This is a genomic window from Bacteroides sp. 41_26 (genome assembly GCF_949740115.1).
GTDB lineage: Bacteria > Bacteroidota > Bacteroidia > Bacteroidales > Bacteroidaceae > Bacteroides > Bacteroides nordii.
This window is the reverse complement of the sequence record NZ_CATJGZ010000084.1, coordinates 48,707-73,802: the sequence shown is the minus strand read 5'-3', so window position 1 is coordinate 73,802 and position 25,096 is coordinate 48,707. Positions and strand designations below refer to the sequence as shown.

The window sequence follows — 25,096 nt, the reverse complement described above, 5'->3', positions numbered from 1 at the left end:
GGGGATAAAGAAAGAAATGGTAGTCTGCTCCTTAAAAGGATTGGGTATATTGGAATAAAGTTTGGCTTTCAGCTTTTCATCCAGCAATGAGTTTACATCTGATTGTTCATCTACAGCACCAATAGCAGATCTGGTTTGAACGATCTTAGATTGTCTTAATTCATCAATTTCGTTCTGCTGCTTATCTATTTCGTTTTGTTGTTCTTTGATGGCTTCCACTAATAGAGGAATAATTTCAGAATAAGCAATGGCTTTCTTTCCATTGGGTAATGTATAAACAGCTTCCGGGAATATTTCTTCCAATTCCTGAGCGATAAAACCGGACTTCTTTCTTTTCTTTTCAGCTTTTATCTTATTAACGATTTCAACCGGTACAGGAGACTGAGCGGATAAAGTATCTCTGGAAGAAACATCACTTTGAAGAGTGCTTGCAGTAGTTGATTCATCAGCCTGTTCCTTTAGCTTATAGGTAACACCTCTCATTTGTCTGATCGTATTCAGGCTATTGTTTATTGAACTTATATTTTCTTTATAGGATTCATCAGAAGCTGTCAATAAACTACCTTTAGAATAAACGTTTCCATCCCCGGTCACATAAAAAGTAAACTGGCCACTTCTTCTCACAACATAAGCCACATCGGTATCCCGGTTTGAATAAACTTTTATGACATCACCATAATCGTAGGGATACTTTGCATAAGCCATTAATGCAGATCTCTCCCCATAAGTATATATGTTAATATACTCAGGAGTATCCAGTTCTATAGAAGGATCGGCTCCAAGACCAATACCACCATCTTTATTTATTGTTATTCCATGTTTTGCTACTCCTCCAAAATTTAAATAGCCGTAATCTCCATTAGAATATAATTTAAAAAGAAGAGGATTGGTCAATGCGCTGTTATAAATAGTCAATCCGCCGGCAGTACCTGTTTTTCCAATATCCAGAAGGCTGTACTTGGGAGTAGTAGTACCAATTCCAACTTTACCATTTGAAAGCACTTTTAATTGTGCATGACTCGCTGAACAGCAGAAGAAAAGAATAATTGAGATGAAAATTGCATTGTTAGTTTTCATGAGTGTGTGTTTTTAAAGTTATTAATAATAGCAATAGTTTAGTCCTAATTTCTCCTACTTAGTTAGGATCATTCTTTTCACATCAATCACATTTCCATCAACGATCAAAGAATACAAATACATACCTGCCTCATTAATGAACCGGACACGCCGTTTTGCAAAATAATTGTCCCAGCTGCCAGGCGGTACTAAAAGTAAACCTCATCTATCTTGATACTTGATGCAATATAGACGTATACGGAATTCATCTGGTTCATAAATTGATTCTCTCATTAGTTACGCTTGCAAAAACATAGGATTTCATCAAGATAACCACCAAAGAGATACTTAATATTCTACATTTTTCCTCTTCAGAGCACAGGAAACTATATCCGATTTTTCTAAATCAACAGTAAAACAAGCATAGTCTACCTCTCCCAAAGATTCTTTAAAACTTAATTTGATGATATAAGTTCCTTTCTTTATATCATTAAGAGAGAATGATATATTTCTAAGGCAGATACAGTTTGCAGCTCCCTCTCCCAATTCATTCTCTGCAATAATAATTGAATCACCAATCAGTTCTGCAGAAACCTTTATACCTTGATAATCACAATTAGTAGACAAGTTCCTATGTTCTATCTGGAGGATATTAGCCTGCAATTTAGCATAAAAAATCTCCTCTTCATCTTCGATAGCAGTATATGCATTATTCAGACAGTTACTCCCTGTCAAACCTGTAACACACAACACTTCATTACCCGGCAGTTTCTCATTACCTGCTTTCTCATCATTTTTATCACATCCCATCATTATGACAGCAAATAGAAGTGCAAATAATAGTAGTAAATTTTTCATATTCAATCCCCGAGTTAATAGTCTACTAGTATAAAAGTATCATTACCTACAAATATAACAATAAATTCTTATATCCTATCATTATCTTACAAAAGACTTATTAGTTGATATTCATATCCGATCAGTATATTTAAAAATCTCGAATCGTTTCATACAGGCCCTATAAAAATCGATGTAAACCACGAAGGAGCTTTACTTTTAAGTATCCACCAAAGTCCCCATGAAAAACCAACAACTACAATAGGAATTAAAAAATACATAAAGATGAGTAAATAGGGTGACTGTAAATTCACCACTCGATACATAAACATAATAATCTTATATATCACCAGCGCATGAAAAGCAAAAATAAAAAAACTACTCTCTGACAAACTTGGATGAACAATCAATTTCCCCCTTTCAATAAATAAAGGTACAACAAAGAAAACTCCGATAATTCCTATAATAATTCCGGCATGATGAATATACATATTAAAACTTCCACCTTTTGTGAACATATCAATCAAAGCTACACACGGATAAATCACTGCTGCCCACATTCCATAATGCCTGGAAAAATTCAACAAGTTTTCTCCATTGATACTTATAATGGAACCAAGCATAAAAAAAAATGTAGAACTACATCGTGGAATAATGCCACCCACTTCTAAATTGAAAAACCAACACAAACCCACTATAACAATAATTCCCCATTGAAGATACTTAATAAGTAGTTTAATAATAGGAGAAAACAAAGCCAAAAGCATCAAATCACGTATAAACCACAAAGGAAAGTTTAAAGGTGATGAAGTCCCATCAAAGTCCCAAAATATACTACAGAAAGATTTTATTGAAAAATGAAACTCCTTAGCCGCCGAATAGTTACTAAGAAAAGGAGAATTCATTATAATTAAAATAAATAAGGCCATCACATTCCACACAACATATGGTATAAATAAAGTCCGAAAACGACGCTTGACCTTATTTACATAAGATAACCTCAAATTTTTAACACCATAAAAAAACAAAAAACCGGATATGATGAAGAACAAAGGCACACATACACGAGGTAGCACATCACTAAATAAACGAATGACACAATCAAACCAAAAAGGATTGATAACTCCACTATTTTGTCCCAACGTTATATTATCATGAATAAAAACCACTCCCACGATTAATGGAAAACGAAGCCACGTTATAGTATCAGATTGAAGCTTCTCTGAAAGATTGAATTTATCCATAGACAATATTTTTAAAAAAAAGAGTGACAAAAGATGTCTTAATATAATTCACTAAAAGTAATCTAAATATCCCTCCTCCAGTTTTCTTTTAGCATCCATATTTCAGACATCTTTTTAAAGTCATTCATAATTTAGAACTATTTCACTTTCATTGAGCTACCTTTTTCACACTTAAATCCACCTTTAAACTTAGTAATACCAGCAGCATCAAACACAACATTAGCATTATTACTGATTGTTACATTCTCAACTTCTATATTAGTACCGTTTATGATTTCATTAGCCTGTATTATACGATTCCGAACATAAACCGTTGTAGAAATTCCTCCCCATAAAGACAAACTATTTCCTAGTGAAGCTCCTATTGAGTTATATTGTGGCGTTTCAGTCTGCGTATCAGCAGTTCGAGCATATTGAAAGGCTTCCTGCATAGATACAACTCCATCACCATTTACATCAGCCTTTACTACCCCACCATCAGGTTTGATTCCTGCAACTGCACCGATCCAATGATAAACAAACTCATTATATGTATAATTGGGAGGCATTGCATAGGAGTTTTCATTAGCTGTACAAGCTGTTGCCAACACTCGTCCTTCACTAGACAAATCACTTATAAATCCTCCACTATGGCACTGCTCCATAACAATGCTAATCTGCCCTGCGTTAACTTTTTTCACTTCTTTAGCAAATTCTGCATCACTCATTGTTTCCCCCCAAAGATTAAGATAGACATTATCCCCTGAAGTTTGTCCTCCATGATCAGTTGTAAAAATAAAAAGGAAATCATTCGAGGTCATTTTTTGAGATAATGCATTAAAAACCAAAGCTATATTTGCTTTAGTCGCAGCATATTGAATATCATTAGTACCGTCTCCATCTAAGTCTAAAGGAGAAGAATCATAAGTCCCATTATTATGATGCCTGTCTGCTCCCGGATTAGTGCCATCTGACATTATAACAGAAATATGATCTCTTGAGTATCCATAAACTCTAATTAACGTTGAATAAATTGCCGAACAATCATTCCAATATCTAACCCAATTGTTGTAAGAATCAGCACCTCCACTTATAATTACAGCATAACAATTTGAAGCTTGACCGTTTACCCGCAAACTCCCTATATTCTCAAAATTAAATAAAGATCCTTCTGGTACATTTGGATATTCAGTTAACATAACCCATTCTTTCAAATCTTTTGGAGGATTTACTGCAGCAATTGAACTCAACTCACCGGTACTTTTGTCTACAAATAAAAACCGACACTTATGAGACCAGTTTGAGTAAGGTAATTCATCCACAAAATACACCCATGAATTTTTCTGAGGAATAGCTAAAGTTGTTCCTGACAATGTAGTAATTTCACCATTAGTACGTACCATGGAAGGTGCCTCCATGTACAGCCAATAGTAATCACTAATATTTTTATTCATATATTCATCCACAATACCACCAGCCTCAGACTGCGTCACTTGCGATTTGGCAGACAAAGACAATAATATAGCAAAAAATATTATTATTATCCTTCTCATAATTCCACCTATTTAGTTAAAATCATTCTTTTCACATCAATTACCGTACCATCAACAATCAAAGAATATAGATACATACCTGCTTCTAATTGACTACCCTCTATGGTAACAGCCCCCATCCCTCTTTGGGATAAAACAAATTGATTAATTTGTTTACCGTTCATATCATAAATAAGCAGACTTGCGTTTTGTGTATTTTGTGGAATAGTATATTTGATTACAGTATTATCCTTAAAAGGATTAGGAGCATTTTGAAACAGTTCTGATTTTATATCTCCAATAGAATTATCTTCTACACTCTCATCTATTGTTGCACTTCTTGAAACGGAACTTTGGTTCCCAGACTTCAGTTTCTGAATCTCTGCTGTCAGCTCCTGAATAGATTGCACAAGTAGTGGCACCATCTCAATATAATTAATGCTTAATTCACCTTGTGTATTCTCATATACTAAATCAGGATATACCAGCTGTAAATCTTGTGCCACAAAACCATAATGTGCTTTAGAATAGGCTTGTAATTCCTCTGTTGTAGGTGCAGGAAAAACAGTTAACGTATCAGCATCTCCCATAGCTAAAGGAGCTATACGCGTATTCGGCTGACTCAAATTATATTGAACAGCATTTAATAAACTCAATTTATCAACAACTTTTTCATTTGGAGTAGAAACTTCTGACAATGCCATCACATTTTGTCGTAAAGAAGTGGCTGAAGCAGTCAATACTTGTCCATAAATACTACCAGTAACACGAACATCACCCCTAAAATATCCGGCATAACGTCCTGGAACATAATCACCATAATCTGTTTCAACAGAAGAGCCATATATCCCAGCACCATTTAAAGTACCTGCTAAAAGTCCACAAACGCCCCAATTATACCCTCCAGTTGAATTTCCAGCACGTCCCATCACTCCATAAGAACGACCGCTATTTAACGGAGAACCAGTCAAAGCTATACCTTGTAAGCCCACAGTATATTTAGATGAAAATGGTACTGAATATCCTTTAACTCCTAATCCCCATGACGCAGAAGGAACTACAGTACGCTCCACACAGATACCTGTATTTTTTGAGAAAACAAACAAATCCACATCTGGCTCTCCAACCCCATTTACAGCAAATGAAGATAAAGGAGTTGCATCGCTTTTTACAATAATATTACCATTAGAGTTAACAGTTAATTGCGCAAATACTGATGTACAGGCAAATACTGCATATAAAAAACAAATTCCTTTTCTCATAATCTTAAATTTTAAAGTTATACATCATTATAACGAGAATTCAGCCCATAAAGCAGTAGCATCCCCCGTAACATCCAATCGATAATCACCAGCCTCTTCTGCATCTAAGTTTATAAATACCACCTCCGGCGTAGCAAAATTCTCAGAATAAACAACCTCGCCTGTAGAAGCATTAACTACTGTAATAATAACATCTTTAATGGAAGACGAAAAGTCAAGACGCATCGTTTTCTCACACATGAAAGCCTTAACAGGAGTAAGGGCTGGACTACGCAGTATTTTATCGTCACCAGAATTTGTAGAGTGCCCTCTTAAAGGAATCGAATACCATACCAGCCCATTCGTTACATCATCATTTAGAACTTCTTCAGCCGCAACCGGCTGGCTATACAATGCAGTAGAAATAATGAATAAAAAAAAGAATAATTTTGCCATAATATTATTTGTTTTATATTTACTGTCAAAATTACACGATTTATTCATAAATCAGGGTATAATACATGTGTAGTTATTTGTTAAAGCACAAACCAACAAATAGCTGATTTACAACAAATTAACAAAATAAGCAAAAATAGATAAGTGTAATTTACATGAATACTCCTTCAAATTCAATCAATATGCCTTAATAAAAGCCTCCAAAGATGAAGAAGTATCTAACTCAATTCTTTCAATCACCAGATCACGCCGCTTATACATCATATTAATAGTACGGTCACAAAGACAAGCAATATCCGAATATTTAAATCCCATTTTCAGTAAACAACAAAAGTGAATATCATCTTTCTTCAACATAGGAAATTGATCGGACAACCTTATGGTAAAGTTATTAGTAACATCATCTAACTCTGATATTATCTTTCCCCAAAGCTTAATATCTATCATTTCTTTTGATCCTTTCTCATCCTTATTTCTCTCTATCATTAAGGTCAAGCTCTTAAAGACGGGAAGAGCATGAATTAGTTTATCAAGCAAATTGTCTCTCTCAGCATATACCGTTTTTAATTGCCTATCCAACACATAGATCTTCGCTTTATCTCCTTCACACTGCCCTATAAGTTCGTGCAAACGTTGTATCTCAGCCAATTTATTATTAAAAAGTTCTTTCATCGAAGATCGCTCTTCATTCAATTGCATGAGCCTCTTATGATATTTTTGTCGTTTATATACAAAATAAATCAACGATAATAACAATATAGTAACAATGAAAGAAAGAGCGAACCATTGCCACTTTGCAAGAGATTTATACTGAATAAGATAACGTTGGTGTATCATTCTTTCCAGACTCTTAATTGTCTTTACCGGATAAGATAAAGTGGAAGCCAAATTATCATAAACAAGGCAAGAGTCTTTCCATTGAAGCGATTGAAGCAAAAGCCCTTTCTCTGCTGCTATATCACTAAGAAGCCTATATGCCCAGTACTTTGTATGATAGTTAGGCGAAAGCAAACTTTTCTTTAAATAGATGTTTGCAGAATCATTTTGACTCAAATGATAAAAAGCATCACCCAAGATTAAACAAGCATCCATCTTTTTAATAGAATCCGACTGAGTAGGAATATATTCTCGCCCGAGTTGTATAGCATCATCATATCGTTCCATATTACTATATAAAAATAACAACGAATTAATAGCAGCTCGTTTTACGGATATGTGATCATTGTTTTTTGTAAGTTCAAGTACTTTCAACAACTTTATTTCAGCCTCTTCATAATATTCTTTTCCTTTATGTATACCGATATCAGCTCGATTAACCAACACTAATGCCCAATACAAAGAATCTCCCTTCAGCATCGCTACTTCTTCTGCCCTCTGATAATAAGAATCGGCTTCATCAGGTAAATCATGTTCTTTCAAAAGATACCCTAAATTAGCAGCAGACAAACAGATAAAATCAGAATCCTTCACACCCTCCGCCAATTGTAAAGCAATCAAGAATTCACCTACAGAAGCAGATACACTATCCATATCCTGATAAACCCGGGCCAAATAATAATGAGCTTTCATTCGCAAAACATCATTATTTCCCGAATCATAATAGTCCACTACTTTATACATCACTGAATCAGTGGTGTGTTTTATGTAATTCTTGTCTTTGGCTTGCGTTAGCAATAATGCATAATATGCCCTGCCTGCCCGTAAAAGTGTATCTGTATTGTCAATATTTTCAAGTAATAAAAGAGCACTATCGGGGTGGTTTTCCATCAGTGAATCAGCATATTGCAATACAGCAAGTTGATTATTACCACCAGAAAAGTGACAAGAGGATAAAGATAACCCTATCAGGGCAAACAGAATAGCACGTCGTATAAAATGTGTCATAGATGCAAATATAGAAAACCTTTAGTTATTTAAAGATAAATGCCTAAGAATATATTCTTTAAGGGTATAAATTTATATACTTGAAAAGAAGGTACAAGAGCCTATCTACAAGTATGAATACAAGAGTTTAAGTTTCAAAACATCCGGATGTTATCATACACAACATCCGGATGTTATAAATCAGCACATCCCCATGTTTTTATTCAAAACATCCGGATGTTTTGAATCTATCTCATAAAGAAGATATACATAAGAAGAGTACATCTTATAGTTATAAAGAACAGTTGTTTTACATAACAGAGATACATAGAAGTATAACGCTTAAAACAACCTGATCCTACCCTATAGCATTCTCAATATATTTCGATGGTGAAACATGATAGAACTCCTTGAACTTCTTTCCAAAATACTTGGCATCACAATAGCCTACCATTGTTGCTACCTCTGTAACGCTGTATCGCTGCGTGGCAAGTAAGGCTCTGGCTTTATCCATCTTAAAAGCAAGTATATAGTTTTCGGGGGCCTTCCCTATAATATCCGTCATCTTGCCATAGAATTTAGTACGACTCATCCCCATGTCTGCACTCAGCATTTTAATTGTATACTTCCTTTCAAAAAGGTTTTCCTCCAGGAATTTTTGTACCTTATCCATAAACAGAGCACTGTCATCATTCTTCACTGTTATTTCAGAAAGAATGGCAGATGAATTCTCTGCCAGAAGCTTTCTGAGCTGTTCACGCTGTAAAGTATGCCTGGCAATGAGCATCCGGATGTCTGCTTTGAGCCTGCAAATATTAACCATACGTCGTTCCAGTTTGTCGGCACCACAACGGGTGTGGGTGAGATAACTTTCATTATCATCGGAGTTTATCAGGAGAACGACAGGGATATTAATCATACTGATATCCGACTTTATCCGGGAACAAAGCTCATCCCCATACGTACCATCAATAGTTTCATCAATAATAATAACATCCGGCATGGATTGATCAAAGAAAGAGAAAACCTGTTCCGGCTTTTCAAGAGTTGTCATCCGAAAAGATACCGAGAGAGTTTCATTCAGATAATTGCTTAATTCTTTATCGGCCATCACCAGTAGAACATACGGAGCTTTATTGGATCCGAGCGATAACTTTACATCATCAACTTCATTATTATTAGAACAAATAGCTTTATCACTTTTCTGTACACAATTCTTCGCCACCGGATGTTTCGTTATATTACAATTTAAAGGAACGACTATTTGAAAAGTAACTATTCGTCCACGACTATTTACTATCAGTTTTCCGCCATGCAAGTGGATTATCTTTTTTATAAGCCGAAGACTTCCGTAACAATGTACTAATCCCAGTCCGGAGATTGGTGCAAACACTCTTTTTTCTTTATTGTCACACTCTGGACAGTTGGTTATTTGCAGACTCCAGCAATCAGCAAGGTGAGATACTCTAATATTTATACAACCACCACAAGGTGTAATATCAATTATCTTGTTCAGAAGACACTGAAGAGCAGCAGTCATAGCAATTTCATTCACCTGACAACTGAGATAATTGAAACTCTTACTGACATTTAATTGTATCCGGTGCATATTGGCATATACACGGCATTGGTCAGTAAGCAGAGTCAGATACGTGTAAAGTTCAAACTCAGTAGTAGTAAAACCAGAATGCATTTTTTTCTCCATAGCATTCAATGCAATAATATTTTTATGACAATCCATGACATAGTTAGTGTGTCCAAGTGCCCGTTTTACTTTTTTTGATGCAGATTCAGAGATATTGTCAGAGGTAACATCCTCCAGCAGGTTCTGTATAAGTGTCATTGGAGTCTGTGCCTTATCAATTATACCCAATGAAATTCCTAACTTTTCATGGGAAAGTAATTCTTTATTATGTACTATCCTATTATAGGTCATTAGGGAGATAAGTATTCCTATCACCAGCGCTTCAAGGGGATAAAACCATAAAGCAGACCATAAAGATTCAACAATAATGGAAACTGTCGGATGTTGATCTGTAAGATATTCCTCCCCTTCCAGTTGAGCAGAGGATAGAGAACCAGGATATGCACCACCATATCTTGTACTCTGCAAAACAAATAGTAAAAATATAAAATGAAGTCTCATGTGATTAAGTAAATATTAAATTATTTATTCCTTAAGAAAGCTATGATCTCCTGTTCTTCTATTATCTAAAGATGATTTATTCATAGCCTTCCAATGCAAGTATATGGCTTTTTACACAGCCGGATTGGGTACTATCTTTCAAAATATATAGGTAATATTTATCAGGGAGATTTTTTTGTGGTAATTAAAAAAATGCAAGGAATGTGTAGAATAGGTCAGTAAAAATGATCTAAATCCGAAAAAATGTATCCGGATGAATCAAATTTAAAATTACGACTAATCGATGGGACAGAGTATGGAATACAGGTGGAATTTTATGTTAAAGGAGGGTATATTATATCATTGTTTATCAAGCAAATACCAATAATAAAATCAATGATATTATGTAATTATATCCAAATGAGATCTTGTGTTTATACTTGAATACTTTCAAATTATCTCTTAAAAAAGAAGAGAGCCGCCTTCTATAGCCTATGGCATAGAAGAGCGGCTCTCTATAAATAAATAGCTGTAAAGCTACGCTGATTACAAACCGAAAGCGGCTTTTACTTTGTCTACATAGTCCAGTTTTTCCCAAGTGAAGAGCTCTACTTCAATAGTCTTAGTGGGCTGATAACGAGAAGAGAAAGTTTTGGTTACTACACGGGGTTCACGTCCCATATGTCCATAAGCAGCAGTTTCGCTATAGATAGGATTACGTAACTTCAAACGTTCTTCAATAGCCTTCGGACGAAGATCAAATAATTCGTCAATCTTTTTAGCTATTTCACCGTCACTCATCTTCACATTACTGCGTCCGTAAGTATCTACATAAATGTTGATAGGGCGAGCCACACCAATAGCATAAGACACTTGCACGAGCATTTCGTCGGCCACACCAGCAGCAACCAGATTCTTAGCAATATGACGGGCAGCATAAGCAGCACTACGGTCTACTTTGCTGGGATCCTTGCCAGAGAAAGCACCACCACCGTGTGCACCTTTACCACCATAGGTATCTACAATGATCTTACGCCCAGTAAGACCTGTATCGCCATGAGGACCGCCGATAACAAACTTACCGGTTGGATTCACATGATAAATGATATTGTCATTAAACAAAGCCAATACGTCTGCATGATGAATAGAAGCAATCACACGAGGCATCAGTATCTCGATAACATCTTTACGGATGATAGCAAGCATCTCTTCATCAGCCTTCAACTGAGCCTCTGCAGAGTCGTCTGCCGGCTGGATAAAGTCGTCGTGCTGGGTAGATACCACAATTGTATCAATGCGTACGGGTTTGCCGTTGTCATCATATTCAATAGTCACCTGGCTCTTGGCATCGGGGCGGAGATAGGTCATTTCCTTCCCTTCGCGACGAATATCTGCCAAAACGAGCAGGATACGATGTGCCAGATCAAGAGAAAGCGGCATATAATTTTCTGTTTCGTTAGTAGCATAACCAAACATCATTCCCTGGTCGCCTGCACCCTGATTCATCGGGTCTTCGCGTTCTACGCCACGGTTGATATCGGCACTTTGCTCATGAATAGCAGAAAATACACCACAGGAATTACTTTCAAACATGTACTCACCTTTGGTGTAACCGATTTTCTTAATTACTTCACGTGCTACAAGCTGCAAGTCAATGTATGCACTGGTTTTCACTTCTCCCGCCAGTACTACCTGTCCGGTAGTTACCAAGGTTTCGCAAGCTACTTTCGAACTGGGGTCAAATGCCAACAGTTTGTCAAGTACAGCGTCCGATATTTGATCGGCCACTTTGTCGGGGTGTCCTTCAGACACCGATTCGGACGTGAATAAATATCCCATTTCAATTAAAAATTAAAAGTTGAAAATTGAAAATTAAAAATCAAATGAGAAAAGACAGGATGAGTAGGGGAGTGCCACCCGGCACACAGAAAGGAATGTTGTTTTAGCATTTTTTTCTGTGGTTGCAAGCTACTCAAATCTTTCCACATTTCATTTCGGACACAAAGGTAGAGATTATTTCTGATTAATTACTAACTTTGGTCCATATTAACATCATTTTCGTATGAAGAAGAGAATAAAAAGAGTACTTATTTTGTTGGCATACATCGGAGTAACGATAGGAATCTATTATGTCATTTGCATGCTGATGCACAAGCCATTTACAGAGCTGCATTATCTATATGCAGCATTAATAGGCTGCATCGCCTATCTGCCTCAGTTTATTGCGGAGAAAAAGAAGAAGTAAAAAGTTGTTTCATTGTTTTGTGAAGCACAGGATGCATCACATCGGGAGCAATCTCCGCCAGAGGTTCCATTACAAACCGGCGTTCGGTCATTAGAGGGTGGGGGAGGATCAAGCCTTCTTCATCCATAATTGTATCGCCATAAAGCAGCAAATCGACATCTATAAGCCGATCTGAATATACTCCACCCATAGACTTACTTGTACGCCCTAACTCCCGTTCTATCGCCTGAGTTTCCTTCAATACCTCCAAAGGCCGGAGAGGGGTCTCTACACAAACTACAGCATTCAAAAAACTATTATCAGAAGCAAATCCCCAGGGAGCAGTCACATAAAAAGCGGAAAGGGAAACAATCTTCCCTATCCGCTCTTCTATTTTTTGTACAGACATCCGGAGATTCTGCTCTTTATTTCCTAAATTAGTTCCAAGCCCCAAATAAACCATGATAATGAGTGATTAGCGATGAGTGATAAGTGATTAACGATTAGCGATGAGTGATAAGCATACGCCGCATGGCACTAATCACTTATCACTAATCACTAATCGTTATTTTCCTAGTCTATAATCAACATTGCATCCCCATAGGTACCAAAACGGTAGCCTTCCTTCATTGCCACATGATAAGCATCCATTACCTGGTCATATCCACCAAAAGCGGCTACAATCATCAACAGGGTAGACAATGGCATATGGAAATTAGAGATCATCGCATTGGCTACTGTAAATTCATACGGTGGGAAAATAAACTTATTTGTCCAGCCTTCGTATTCCTTCAGATGTCCGTCTGTGCTTACAGTACTCTCGATGGCACGCATTACAGTAGTACCTACGGCACATACATTTCTGCCCAAATCTTTGGCACGATTCACCGTTTTTACAGCTTCGCCGGTAACAAACATCTGCTCCGAATCCATTTTATGCTTGGTAAGGTCTTCTACGTCAATATCACGGAAGTTACCCAAACCGGCATGCAATGTGATATAAGCAAAATCAATGCCTTTTATTTCCATCCGTTTCATCAATTCACGGCTAAAATGCAAACTGGCAGTAGGCGCTGTTACAGCTCCTTCGTTCTTTGCAAAGATAGACTGGAAGCGTACCGCATCTTCTTCTTCTACCGGACGATTAATGATAGAGTGGGGCAGCGGGGTTTCGCCCAACGCATAGAGTGCTTTCTTAAACTCGTCATGAGGACCATCATACAAGAAACGCAGCGTACGCCCACGTGAAGTGGTATTATCGATTACTTCGGCCACCATTGAATCATCGTCACCAAAATAAAGTTTATTACCGATACGGATTTTACGGGCCGGATCTACCAATACATCCCACAGACGAAGTTCTTCATTCAGCTCGCGCAATAAGAACACTTCAATACGTGCACCGGTTTTCTCCTTATTACCATACAAACGAGCCGGGAATACCTTCGTGTCATTGAAAATAAACACATCCTTATCATCAAAATAATTCAAGACGTCTTTAAACATCTTATGTTCAATCTCACCCGTTTTACGGTGGAGTACCATTAAACGCGATTCATCTCTGTACTTCATCGGATGCAGAGCTATTTTATCCTCTGGTAACTTAAATTTAAATTGTGACAGTTTCATATCTATTCTCCTTATTACGTTAATTATCTTCTGTTATTTCAATCTCTTGCTGGTCTATCCAGTCTGCAAAGCGTTCGGGATCAAGACAATCCTCCAATCTAACCTCACCTACGCGGGTACGAACCAATCCTGTCAGATGGGCACCGCTATGAAGCGCTTCACCAATATCACGGGCCAATGCACGAATATACGTTCCCTTACTACAAACCACCCGGATCTTTATCTCCATCTTCTCCAAATCACATGCCAGTAACTCTATCTCGTCAATGGCCAGCAATTTAGGCTTCAATTCGACCTCTTGCCCTTTACGTGCCAAATCGTAAGCACGGGCACCATCTACTTTACAGGCCGAGAAAGCCGGAGGAATCTGCTGAATCTCTCCCAAAAACTGCTTCAATGCTTCTTCGATCTTCTCACGGGTTATATGCTCCGTGGGATAAGTTGCATCTATCTCATGCTCCAGGTCATAAGACGGAGTAGTAGCCCCCAATTGTATGGTAGCAATATACTCTTTAGTATGATACTGAAACTCTTCTATTCTCTTAGTCGCCTTACCTGTACATACAATCATGACTCCCGTAGCCAGAGGATCTAACGTACCTGCATGCCCCACTTTCAATTTCTTTACTTTCATCCTCCGGCAGATGTGATAACGTATGTGGCCTACCACTTTAAACGATGTCCATCCCAAAGGTTTATTGAAAAAAAGTACTTCTCCTTCTTTAAAATTCATTAAGCAATCTCTAAATTATATCCACACATCAACAGCACTAAAATTGTTCCTCCTACGATAATACGATACCAACCGAAAGCTTTGAATCCATACTTTGTAACAAAACTAATAAAGAACTTAATAGCCAGCAACGCCACTATAAAAGCAACGATATTACCAATGATCAAGGCAGACATATTGTTCATTAAGACTTCTGTTCCGCCATCCAAAAAAAGTTTCAGCACCTTATATCCGGTAGCCGCAAACATAGTAGGAACAGCTAAAAAGAAAGAAAATTCGGCAGCATCCTTTCGTGTCATCTTCTGGGCCATTCCACCCACGATAGTAGCCATTGAACGGGAAACACCCGGTATCATAGCAATGCACTGGAACAATCCGATATTAAATGCTTTCTTTTCCGTCATCTTAAAGTTCTTGTCACTTTTAGAAAATATTTTGTCACAAAACAGCATAAATATACCACCTATCACAAGCATTACAGCTACCACTACCACGCTTTCCAACAATGCATCTATTTCGTCACTAAACAATAGGCCAAGAACTGCCGCAGGAATAAATGCCACCAAAAGCTTCCAGTAAAAATCAAACTTATGCAGAAAGCGTTTAAGGGCTGAAGTACCCTCAGGCAATGGAGTATGATTTAAACGGAAAAAACGTTTCCAGTAAAGGCAAACTACCGAAAGAATAGCACCAAACTGAATAATTACCGTAAACGCTTTTACAAATTCGGTACTTTCCACCCCTAACAAAGCCTGTGTTATAATCATGTGTCCAGTGGAGGAAACAGGCAAAAACTCAGTCAATCCTTCTACAATAGCAATAATAATAGTTTGTATCGTCGTTAAATCTCCCATACTTATTCTTCTATTTTGGTTTTAGGTTTGCGCAACACTGCGTATATCATAAAAATAAAGCCCAGGAAGCAAACTACCGGTGCCACTTTTATTCTTCGTACACTGAAAATATCCGGTTCAAAAACGGTCTCTGTAGAAGAAGGCCCCGTCATAAGGATAAAACCAATAATTACTACCGCCATTCCGATAGCAAGTAAAATGAAATTGGTCTTGTCAAAGGCAAATTTTTGTTTGTCAGCCATAATGTTATTTACTATTTACGATTTACAATTTACGATTGAAATTACACGTTGTGTTATATGTAATACAGCGTACTGGCTTTCATCCTCAAGTATTTATTGATGGACAAATAGGCACACAAGAACGTAATTACGACACCAAATATCAATACCGAACCAGAAACCAGCAACATCACTTCAGGAGTTATCACACGAATCAGTTCCGGTTCATAAGATACCAACCAATAGGCAGTTCCCATCAGGATAGCATCGGCCATGATACCTGCCAACACACCACTCCATATATTCCGTCGTAAAAACGGACGACGGATAAAGCCCCAACTGGCTCCCACTAACTTCATGGTATGAATGAGGAAGCGCTTGGAATAGATAGCCAAACGTATGGTATTATTAATCAATGCGAAAGAAATAAGAGCCAGTACCACTGCCAGAGCAAGCAGTACAAGACTGATATTCCGTATATTATCGTTCACCAAATCAATTAATTCGCGCTGATAGAGTACGTCTTGTATATTGGTGTTCTTCTTTATCATTTTCTCTATCTTGGCAATACTATCGGAATTAGCATAATCAGAGTGTAGTTTGATTTCAATAGAAGCAGTAAAAGGGTTATAACCCAGGAACTCTTCCGGATCAGTACCCATGGCTTCACTCTGCTCTTTCAAAGCTTGTTTCTTTGATATGTATTCTGTCTGCTTCACAAAAGGTTCTTTATCCAGCTTCTTCTGCAACTTCAGAATATCAGCCTCTTTCATATCATCACTGATGAGAACTGAAAAATTAATATTTTCGCGGACATAAATAGAAAGATTATGCGCCCCCAGAACAAAAAACACAACGAGTCCTAACAACAACAATACCAACGTAGTACTGATACTGGACGTTATGAATTGCATGTCGAAATAAGACACCGAATTATTTTTGTTTTTATTCTTCATCAGCGTTTTTTTCTAAATACGTAAATCATAGAACTACTTCTCTCTTTCTTCGTTAAGGTACCAAGCCATGCCATTGCTCCTACCCACATACCCTTCATAAAAGGGAAAGAACTACCCCGGTGCTTTTCACTCAACATTGATACATAAAATGCATCAAACGGCATCGGATGGCGTGCTGCCATAATAAACCCATGTTTGGAAGCAAATTGCTGTATTGTAACCGGAGTGAAATGCCATAAGTGGCGGGGTACATCATACGCCGCCCAATATTTGCCATACTTACCGGCATCATACGAAGAGCAGTTGGGTACAGCCACAATAAGAACACCTCTGTCTGATAAAAGCTCCCGGAGACGTTCCCAGGTTTCATCAAGATGCTCCAGATGTTCCATCACATGCCACAAAGTAATCACGTCAAATGAACCCGCTTCGAACTCCTGCAATTCTTCTTCCGCCTTCACATCCAGTCCGAAATGCTCTTTGGCAAACATACGTGCCTGAACATTCTTTTCGATAGCTTCCACTTTCCAGCCACGTTGCTCCATTGTCGAAGCAAAATAGCCTGTTCCTGTACCGATGTCAAGTAAACGCCCCGATTTGCGATGAGACTCTTTGGCCACAAGACGTGCTTTCTTACCCAACATGTACTTACGTACCTGATGGTAAATAGCATTCATCACTCCTTTTTTTGTATCAGAATGGGAAATATAATCGGGAGTTTCATAATAGCGTTCTATTTCTGCTTCTACAGGCACACCCTGTGTGAAAGTAAATCCGCAGTCCTCACAGGAAAGCACATCAAACTGTTCACCCGATGCATAGAAATCCGTACAAGTCATGACACGCTTCAAGTGCGTGCCACCGCATAGCGGACAAGCATTTATAGAGAGTTTATTCATTGATTATTGCCATAAATTAAGTGCGGCATTGAGTCACAAGACCGCACTTCACCCGAATTTGGTGCAAAGAAACAAATAAAAAGTGATGTAAGGTAGTTTCTTTGAGGTCTTTTAACAGATAATGCAATCCAAATGCAATATGCTTATAAAAAGTTTATTCCTCTGATACACTACACACAGGTAAAATCAGTATCAGCATGACGAATATTAGATTTTTTATTTAACTTCGTAGCCATATTCAACCAGAATACCTTAATAAGTTTAGACATGGAAAAGATAAACAAAGAAATAGTTTTATTACTTATCAACGGTAGTCATTCGGCCTTCTCCAAAATATACGTAAAGTGTCACCGGCAATTTTTCCTGCTGGCATTACGCTATCTGAAATCAAAAGAAATGGCAGAAGATGCGGTGCAATACTCATTTATGAGACTGTGGGAAACCCGCACGCAGATCGATGTAGAACAAGGAGTGGAACCTTACCTATACGGTATCCTTAAAAATCACCTGTTAAATACATATAAGTTTCATCAGCTGACTCTTGAAAAAAAAGAGGAAATCATACTGGGAATGCCGCTTTTTGAAGAAGAGAATATTACACAAACCCTGTACAGAAAACAGCGTGACGAAGCTATACAAAAAGCCTTAGCCCAGTTACCACCTCAAAAACGCCGTATTTGCCAAATGAAAATCTTCGAAGGCTTATCCAATGCCGAAATAGCCGAACAACTTAATATTACCGTCAACACCGTAAAAGTATCTTATTATAAAGCTATATTGTCATTGCGTGAAAGCCTGAACGAAAAAGATTTCATCTGTATTTGCATGGTATTGCTTAGTGCCTCCTTTTCCTAAACTATAACCACACCCTGATTTGTTTATAAACGTTAAATATCAAAAATCGGGTAATACTTTTCTTCACTACGATTTTACTCTATATACAAGGCGAAAGTAAAGAGTATTTTCTCATTACAACCTAAAACTAATAAAATGACAACAGAAAACCACTACCCAATCACGGACGAAGATATCCGGCTTTATTTATGTGATGCTTTGTCACCGGAGCGACGGGCTGAAATACGTCGCTGGTTCGGTACTGAAGAAGGACAACTTTATTTATCTGAAGTAATTGATGAAGATGTTGCCCGTATTCTGATGGGCGAGGAACTGCAAAGCTCAGAAACCATAAAAATACAGCCACTTTGTATACCAGACCCGGTAGAAAAAAACAAAAAACATCTTCCAACAACCATCGGAAGATGGTTACGCCATGTCGCAATATGGATCCCTGCTATTTTATTATTAGCCGCCGGAGGATACGTATATTACAATCAAACACAATCACCCCGATTTGCCGAAATATACGTTCCTAAAGGAGATATGCAGACAATTATCTTTCAGGACGGAACTAAAATTATCCTGAATGCCGACTCCCGCCTAAAGTATACCCCCGGTTTCAAATTATTTAGCCGGGAAGTGGAGCTGGAAGGAGAAGCCTACTTTGAAGTAGCCAAAAATAAAATCCGCCCATTTACAGTACACACCTCAGGAATTGACATAAAAGTACTGGGAACAAAATTCAATGTAAAAGCATACACCGATGAATCGGATATTACTACCACTCTAAATCAGGGTCATGTCCGGGTAAGCGATATCCGGGGAAAAAGCCTGGAACTGTTTCCGGGAGAACAAATTATCTATGAAAAGAAAAACGGGACAATGCATAAGCATTCTCTTGAAAATGTGTCGGACTATTCAGGCTGGAAGACAAACAGCCTATACTTCACAGACACTCGCCTTGATGATATATCCAAAGAATTATCCCGCAAATTCAACAAAGAAATTGTGCTGATGGATCAGTCTCTGGAGAATTCAATATACACAATATCATTTAATAACATGCCTCTGGATTCAATTCTGGAAGATTTAACACGCATTTCTCCGATTAGATATGAAAAGATCAACGACAAGATATTAATATACAAGAGAAAATAAAAAAAGGTAGCCAATAAAGGAATAGGGCCCTTCCATTGACTACCAATTTTATTCATATGTAAAATTCAAAACAAAAGTATGAAAATTTTGCCAGTTTTTATCAGAAAACGAATGATAAAGATTCGATTTTTTAATATTCTTAAAAAAGAATCACATTCATTCGTTCTAAAAGTCACAGTAGCGATACTATTCCTCTTCAACACTGGAATACTTTGCGCTCAAAAGGTTTCGGTACGGTACAAAGACGTACCCTTAAAAACCGTACTAAATGATGTTGCCAAACAATCTAAACTCCGCCTGGCATACAGCGGCAGTTTTACGGATTTGTCAGTGAAGGTTTCGGTACAGGCATCTGCAAAAGATGTAAAAGAAGTACTTTCCGAGTTAACTCAAAAAACAAATGTAAATTTTGAAATACGGAACGGAAGTATCTACATTTTTTTGAAAGAACCTCCCCAAAAAGAAAAAAAAGAGAAAGCAAACTTCTCGTTATCCGGAACCGTTTATGACGAAAATAATCTCCCTTTGATAGGTGTCAACGTCCTGATCAAGGGTTCCACCAAAGGAACAAGCTCCAACATGGACGGAGAATTCACCATTACAGCGGAGAAAGGGGATATTCTCGTATTGTCATATCTGGGGTACACTTCGAAAGAGTTAATAGTAAAAGGGAAAGAACCGATACGGGTAGTCATGTCGGAAGATACCAAAGTTCTTTCAGAAGTAGTAGTAATCGGATACGGCGCAGTCCGCAAAACAGATGTGACAGGAGCTATCTCCAGTATTAAAATGGATGAATTAAGTGTCACTACACCAACACTCGAGCAAGCATTGGTAGGGCATGCTGCCGGTGTTGAAATTAAACAGACATCCGGAAGCCCGGGTGAAGGTTTATCACTGCGTGTTCGTGGAGTAGGTTCTATCAATGCCGGTTCAGAACCACTGTATGTAGTTGACGGATTCCCCACATCAAAAGATGTATATATCAACCCGAACGATGTGGCTTCCATCGAAGTTCTGAAAGATGCAGCATCAGCAGCTATCTATGGTTCACGTGCAGCCGGAGGCGTTGTTTTAATAACAACCAAAAGAGGTACAAACAGCGGACGGGCAAAAGTAGAATATGATTTTCAATACGGTTTTCAACAGGTAGATCACAAAATAAAAATGCTGGACGCTTACGGCATGCGCGATTTTTCAATAGAAAGTGCTAATAATGCTTATCGTGACTGGTGTACCAAAAACGGGAAGGAATACAGTCCGCTACATAATAACGAGTACCGTATGTCTGTTGCCGGAGCAACCAGTGGAAAGATTTTCCAGATACCGGATATCTTTTTCAATTTCGAAACAGGACAACCCATTGAACCGGCTTATAATACAGACTGGCAGGATGCCATATTCTCCACAGCTCCCATTATGAAGCACAATCTGAATATTACCGGTGGCAATGACCGGGTAAAGTATATGGCCAGTGCCGGATATCTGGAACAAGACGGTATTATCGCACCATCTTATCATCACCGGTTTACGACGCGCTTCAACATTGACGGTAAACTGACCGACCGTTTGAGTATAGGAGTCAACACCGCAGCCTCCTATACCAAAAACCGAATCGTACAGGCAGAAGGACGTCATTACAATGACGGTATCATTATGAGTGCCCTCGTGATGTTCCCGCAATTCCCGGTATATAACACAGATGGTTCATACGCTGTCGATCAGCAGATGCAATATGCAAAAAAATATTCCATAGCACCGGCTGAAAATCCGGTTGCCCTGGCACATGAGATTGAAGATTTCCAAAAAAGATATATGTCATCCGTCTCGGGATATCTGGACTTGGAAATCGTAAAAGGCCTAAAAGCAAAGATCTATTCCGGAATGCAATATATATCCCAGACAGAAAGTTATTATCGCCCCTCAACAGTAGGAGGTACCATTATGAATACTGACGGCACAACGGCCGGTAGCGGATATGTGGGTGATCAGCGGCTTTCAAGGGCTTCTTACAGTACACAAACCAATCTTGACTGGATATTGGAAGCAACCCTTAATTACAACCGTACCTTCGGAGATCATGGGATAAACATTTTAGGAGGTTACTCTATGCAGGAAAAAGTATATGATAACTCTTCCATTGGTGCCCGCAACTTTGTAGATGATACGATTCGGGAATTAAGTGCCCATGGAACTGCTCCCGGAGACAGTTGGGGAGATACTGATAAATTCGATTGGGCCATGATGTCTGTATTCGGGCGTGTAGTGTACTCATGGAAGGACCGTTATACATTTACCGGCTCTCTGCGTGGTGACGGTTCATCCCGCTTTGGAAAAGACAATCGATGGGGAATGTTCCCATCCGTTGCTTTAGGTTGGAATATATCCAATGAGGATTTCTGGACGAATCACATCGGAGAAAATTTCGGAGCAAAATTAAGAGTAAGCTGGGGTATCAGCGGAAACAATAACATCGGAAATTACGAGCATGTAGGGTATATGAGTGATTTAGGCGGTTACGTATTAGGCGGCCAAATAGTTCCCACACGTTATCCAAGCGCTTTTGTCGACAACTTACTGGGGTGGGAAAAAACAGATCAGTATAATGTAGGAATGGACTTGAGTTTCCTTAGAAACCGCATCACCCTGTCCGCCAACTATTACAACAGTACCTCGAATGACTTATTGTTCAATAAACCGGTATCGGCCATTGCCGGAGCAACTCAATATAAATCAAACCTGTCCAATGCCAAAATACGCAACACCGGCTTCGATATTCAAGTTGACGGACGCATCCTCACCGGGGTTGTAAACTGGAATATAGGAGCCAATCTTTCCCTGAACCGGAATAAAGTACTTTCGTTACCCGACTCTCAATCCATTGTCAGCATTGGAGAAAGAAGTGCTATCAGCCACATAACAATGGTTGGAAAACCCATCGGTTCTTTTTACGGGCTGAACAGTCTCGGAGTAATTTCAGAAGAAGAGTATCAACGGATACTGGTAGATAAACAACACATAGGTGAAGAAGGTTATCAGCTCACCGGCCCGGCCGTATGGAACTACGAAAATGTACAACCAGGCGATGCCAAATGGAAAGATGTCAATAATGATGGTAAAATCACAGATGATGACCGGGAGATATTAGGAGATAATTATCCGGATTTTACTTATGGGTTCAGCACCAATATCAGCTACAAAGGATTAAGCTTAAGCGCTTCCTTTTCGGGAGTACAGGGAGCACAGGTTATCAGTTTCCAGAATTACTACCTGCTGAATATGGAAGGTACCTGCAATCAATTTGCATTGGCAGCCGACCGTTACAATGCCGTCACTAATCCCAATCCGGCTATGTATCGTGCCAATATTGCCACCACTAACAAAAACACCTATGGGGTGTCATCCTATATGGTGAACGATGCATCATACTTTCGTTGTACTAACATCACTTTAAACTATAATCTGCCTCAAAAATGGGTAGAAAAAATAAAATTAAGAGGTATCTCACTTTTTGCCTCCGTTGACAATGCATTTACGATAACCGATTACATAGGCTATAACCCGGATGTAAATTACAAGTCGGGCAATCTGATGCCGGGTTTCGACTGGGGAACTTATCCACTGGCACGAGCCTATAATTTTGGTTGTAAACTATCATTCTAAAAAACAGGATCGCATTATGAAAAAGATAAAATTAATAAAGAACATAATTCTCTTTAGTTGTTTGATTACGGGATTTACCGCCTGTGACTTCTTAGAACGTTCCGACCCTGATAAACTCAATAAGAAAGACTTCTATAAAACTGAGGATGATATGTATCAGGCGTTAAACGCCGCCTATGACGGATTAAAAACAAATTATTACAATAACATGTATTATTGGACTGAAATCAGATCCGACAATACCACATTAGCATCCAAAACAGCCAATTCGGGTATATACAATGATTTTGACGTATACAATCTGACATCGAGCAATGCAGAGGTACAACGGGCCTGGTACGGAATGTTCACTTGTATCTATCGCAGTAACGTAGTGCTCGACTACATCGATGCCGTACCGATGAGTGATGAGAAGAAGAGCCAATACAAAGCAGAAGCCCGTTTTTTGCGTGCTTTATCCTACTATAACCTGTCACAACTGTTTGGTGATGTTCCTATTGTAGACAAACAATTAAACAGTGAAGCGGAAGTCCTCAAATACGGTCGCCGCCCGATAGCAGAAGTTTATGACTTTATTGTAAAAGACCTGGAATTTGTAACTCAAAGCCAACTGCCGGACAATTGGGGATTTGACGGAAACAATCCCAATTTCGGACGTGCTTCAAAAACAGCCGGATATGCTTTATTAGGAAAAGTATACCTTACAATGGCCAAACGGTTAAATGATGGGGCCACTCAAGACTATCTTCAATTGGCTAAAGAAGCCCTCGAAGCCGCTTACAACGTTCGCCCGTTCGGAAAACTGGAAGATATCGCCTATGGCAAAGTATTCGGTGTCGCCAATATTGCCTGCAATGAAATCATATTTCAGGTAATGTACTTACAGGGAACCGACGAAGGCTCTTACTTTGCGAAAAATTTTCAGCCACTCAATGCCACAGGAATCATTTCACAATCACAAGGTTTGGGAGACAATATTCCGGAAAATGACCTGACTAAAGAATACGAAACCGGCGATATGCGCAAAGTGGTTTCGTACAAGACCTATGGAACAACTCCCTATGTCAACAAATATGTAGATTTGGGAGATTCTCAAGGGCGCGGTGGTTCTTGCTGGATAGTGTTGCGCTATGCCGATGTTATTCTGATGCTTGCCGAAGTAAATGAGGCGCTCAACTTAGAACCCGAAGCCATTACTTATATTGATATGATTCGTACCCGTGCCAAATTAAAACCTTACGATCAGGCTTCTGAAACGTACAAAGCAGCCTATCCTACTCTCAAAGAGGTCATTCTGCACGAACGCCGCATCGAATTGGCTTTTGAAAACCACCGTTGGTTTGATCTTCTCCGGTTTTATAAGCCCGGCGACCTGGTAGAGTTCCTGAGCAGTAAATCGGTACAGGGGTGTTCCAAACGCGATTTATTACTTCCTATACCTTGGCGGGAAGTGTCCATAAATCCATCCGGAATGTATCAGAACGACGGATACTAAAATCCGAATACTATTTTATTTAAAAACTTTTCCGCAGGGAGTCAACTCTCTCTGTTGGTCCTTGCTATACCTATAAATTAAAATTATTACAATT

21 protein-coding genes are annotated in these 25,096 nt (G+C 38.5%); 5 read left to right on the top strand and 16 right to left on the bottom strand.

Annotation, left to right across the window (positions count from 1 at the left end; translation table 11 throughout):
• From QX565_RS12365 to metK, 9 genes are all read right to left on the bottom strand, one after another.
• Positions 1-1,077: tail fiber domain-containing protein (locus QX565_RS12365; RefSeq protein WP_289292896.1), on the bottom strand; the 1,077-nt coding region annotated here is incomplete at its 3' end.
• Between the two features lie 327 nt (positions 1,078-1,404).
• A complete protein-coding gene (locus QX565_RS12360) occupies positions 1,405-1,914 on the bottom strand; it encodes a hypothetical protein (protein WP_289292895.1) in 510 nt (169 codons plus the stop codon).
• Between the two features lie 149 nt (positions 1,915-2,063).
• A complete protein-coding gene (locus QX565_RS12355; protein WP_289292894.1) occupies positions 2,064-3,137 on the bottom strand; it encodes an acyltransferase family protein in 1,074 nt (357 codons plus the stop codon).
• Between the two features lie 137 nt (positions 3,138-3,274).
• Positions 3,275-4,669: a C13 family peptidase gene (locus QX565_RS12350; RefSeq protein WP_289292893.1), complete on the bottom strand. Its 1,395-nt coding sequence runs from the start codon at positions 4,667-4,669 to the stop codon at positions 3,275-3,277.
• Between the two features lie 8 nt (positions 4,670-4,677).
• Positions 4,678-5,910, bottom strand: coding sequence for a T9SS type A sorting domain-containing protein (locus QX565_RS12345; protein ID WP_221648400.1), 1,233 nt, complete (start codon positions 5,908-5,910; stop codon positions 4,678-4,680).
• A gap of 27 nt (positions 5,911-5,937) precedes the next feature.
• On the bottom strand, positions 5,938-6,345 hold the full coding sequence (locus QX565_RS12340; RefSeq protein WP_221648399.1) for a DUF3244 domain-containing protein: 408 nt from the start codon (positions 6,343-6,345) through the stop codon (positions 5,938-5,940).
• A 177-nt stretch (positions 6,346-6,522) separates the two neighbouring features.
• Positions 6,523-8,229 carry a tetratricopeptide repeat protein gene (locus tag QX565_RS12335; protein WP_221648398.1) on the bottom strand — a complete coding sequence of 569 codons (1,707 nt, stop codon included), beginning with the start codon at positions 8,227-8,229 and terminating at the stop codon, positions 6,523-6,525.
• 337 nt (positions 8,230-8,566) lie between these two features.
• The gene (locus QX565_RS12330; protein ID WP_221648397.1) at positions 8,567-10,354 is read right to left on the bottom strand and encodes a helix-turn-helix domain-containing protein; all 1,788 of its coding nucleotides are present in this window, start codon (positions 10,352-10,354) and stop codon (positions 8,567-8,569) included.
• Between the two features lie 525 nt (positions 10,355-10,879).
• Positions 10,880-12,172, bottom strand: coding sequence for a methionine adenosyltransferase (gene metK / locus QX565_RS12325; protein ID WP_007483177.1), 1,293 nt, complete (start codon positions 12,170-12,172; stop codon positions 10,880-10,882).
• 223 nt (positions 12,173-12,395) lie between these two features.
• On the opposite strand from metK, the gene QX565_RS12320 reads away from it, so the two are divergent.
• Complete coding sequence (locus tag QX565_RS12320; RefSeq protein WP_081768103.1) at positions 12,396-12,578, top strand: hypothetical protein; 183 nt, start codon at positions 12,396-12,398, stop codon at positions 12,576-12,578.
• Here the strand turns inward: QX565_RS12320 and folK are convergent.
• From folK to QX565_RS12285, 7 genes are all read right to left on the bottom strand, one after another.
• A complete protein-coding gene (folK, locus tag QX565_RS12315) occupies positions 12,553-13,020 on the bottom strand; it encodes a 2-amino-4-hydroxy-6-hydroxymethyldihydropteridine diphosphokinase (protein WP_414429671.1) in 468 nt (155 codons plus the stop codon). The two genes, QX565_RS12320 and folK, sit on opposite strands and share 26 nt — an antisense overlap.
• Positions 13,021-13,130: 110 nt before the next feature.
• A complete protein-coding gene (gene queA, locus QX565_RS12310) occupies positions 13,131-14,186 on the bottom strand; it encodes a tRNA preQ1(34) S-adenosylmethionine ribosyltransferase-isomerase QueA (RefSeq protein ID WP_002558532.1) in 1,056 nt (351 codons plus the stop codon).
• Positions 14,187-14,205: 19 nt separating this feature from the next.
• Positions 14,206-14,919 (bottom strand): tRNA pseudouridine(55) synthase TruB, encoded by a 714-nt coding sequence (gene truB, locus QX565_RS12305; protein WP_007483172.1) that lies wholly within the window; start codon positions 14,917-14,919, stop codon positions 14,206-14,208.
• Positions 14,919-15,773 (bottom strand): undecaprenyl-diphosphate phosphatase, encoded by an 855-nt coding sequence (locus tag QX565_RS12300; RefSeq protein WP_289292892.1) that lies wholly within the window; start codon positions 15,771-15,773, stop codon positions 14,919-14,921. Before QX565_RS12300 ends, truB begins: the two co-directional genes overlap by 1 nt.
• Positions 15,774-15,775: 2 nt before the next feature.
• On the bottom strand, positions 15,776-16,015 hold the full coding sequence (locus QX565_RS12295; RefSeq protein WP_025866670.1) for a DUF3098 domain-containing protein: 240 nt from the start codon (positions 16,013-16,015) through the stop codon (positions 15,776-15,778).
• A 53-nt stretch (positions 16,016-16,068) separates the two neighbouring features.
• Positions 16,069-16,950, bottom strand: a complete 882-nt coding sequence (locus QX565_RS12290; RefSeq protein WP_007483168.1) for a cell division protein FtsX — start codon at positions 16,948-16,950, stop codon at positions 16,069-16,071.
• Positions 16,950-17,849 (bottom strand): methyltransferase domain-containing protein, encoded by a 900-nt coding sequence (locus QX565_RS12285; protein WP_289292891.1) that lies wholly within the window; start codon positions 17,847-17,849, stop codon positions 16,950-16,952. The genes QX565_RS12290 and QX565_RS12285 overlap by 1 nt, the downstream gene beginning before the upstream one ends.
• Positions 17,850-18,116: 267 nt before the next feature.
• On the opposite strand from QX565_RS12285, the gene QX565_RS12280 reads away from it, so the two are divergent.
• The 4 genes from QX565_RS12280 to QX565_RS12265 all read left to right on the top strand — a co-directional run bounded on the left by QX565_RS12280 (position 18,117) and on the right by QX565_RS12265 (position 25,002).
• Positions 18,117-18,704: an RNA polymerase sigma-70 factor gene (locus tag QX565_RS12280; RefSeq protein WP_221648393.1), complete on the top strand. Its 588-nt coding sequence runs from the start codon at positions 18,117-18,119 to the stop codon at positions 18,702-18,704.
• A gap of 135 nt (positions 18,705-18,839) precedes the next feature.
• Positions 18,840-19,844 (top strand): FecR family protein, encoded by a 1,005-nt coding sequence (locus tag QX565_RS12275; protein ID WP_221648392.1) that lies wholly within the window; start codon positions 18,840-18,842, stop codon positions 19,842-19,844.
• A gap of 111 nt (positions 19,845-19,955) precedes the next feature.
• On the top strand, positions 19,956-23,507 hold the full coding sequence (locus QX565_RS12270) for a TonB-dependent receptor (RefSeq protein ID WP_255585222.1): 3,552 nt from the start codon (positions 19,956-19,958) through the stop codon (positions 23,505-23,507).
• 16 nt (positions 23,508-23,523) lie between these two features.
• On the top strand, positions 23,524-25,002 hold the full coding sequence (locus QX565_RS12265) for a RagB/SusD family nutrient uptake outer membrane protein (RefSeq protein ID WP_289292890.1): 1,479 nt from the start codon (positions 23,524-23,526) through the stop codon (positions 25,000-25,002).
• Positions 25,003-25,096 lie beyond the last annotated feature (94 nt).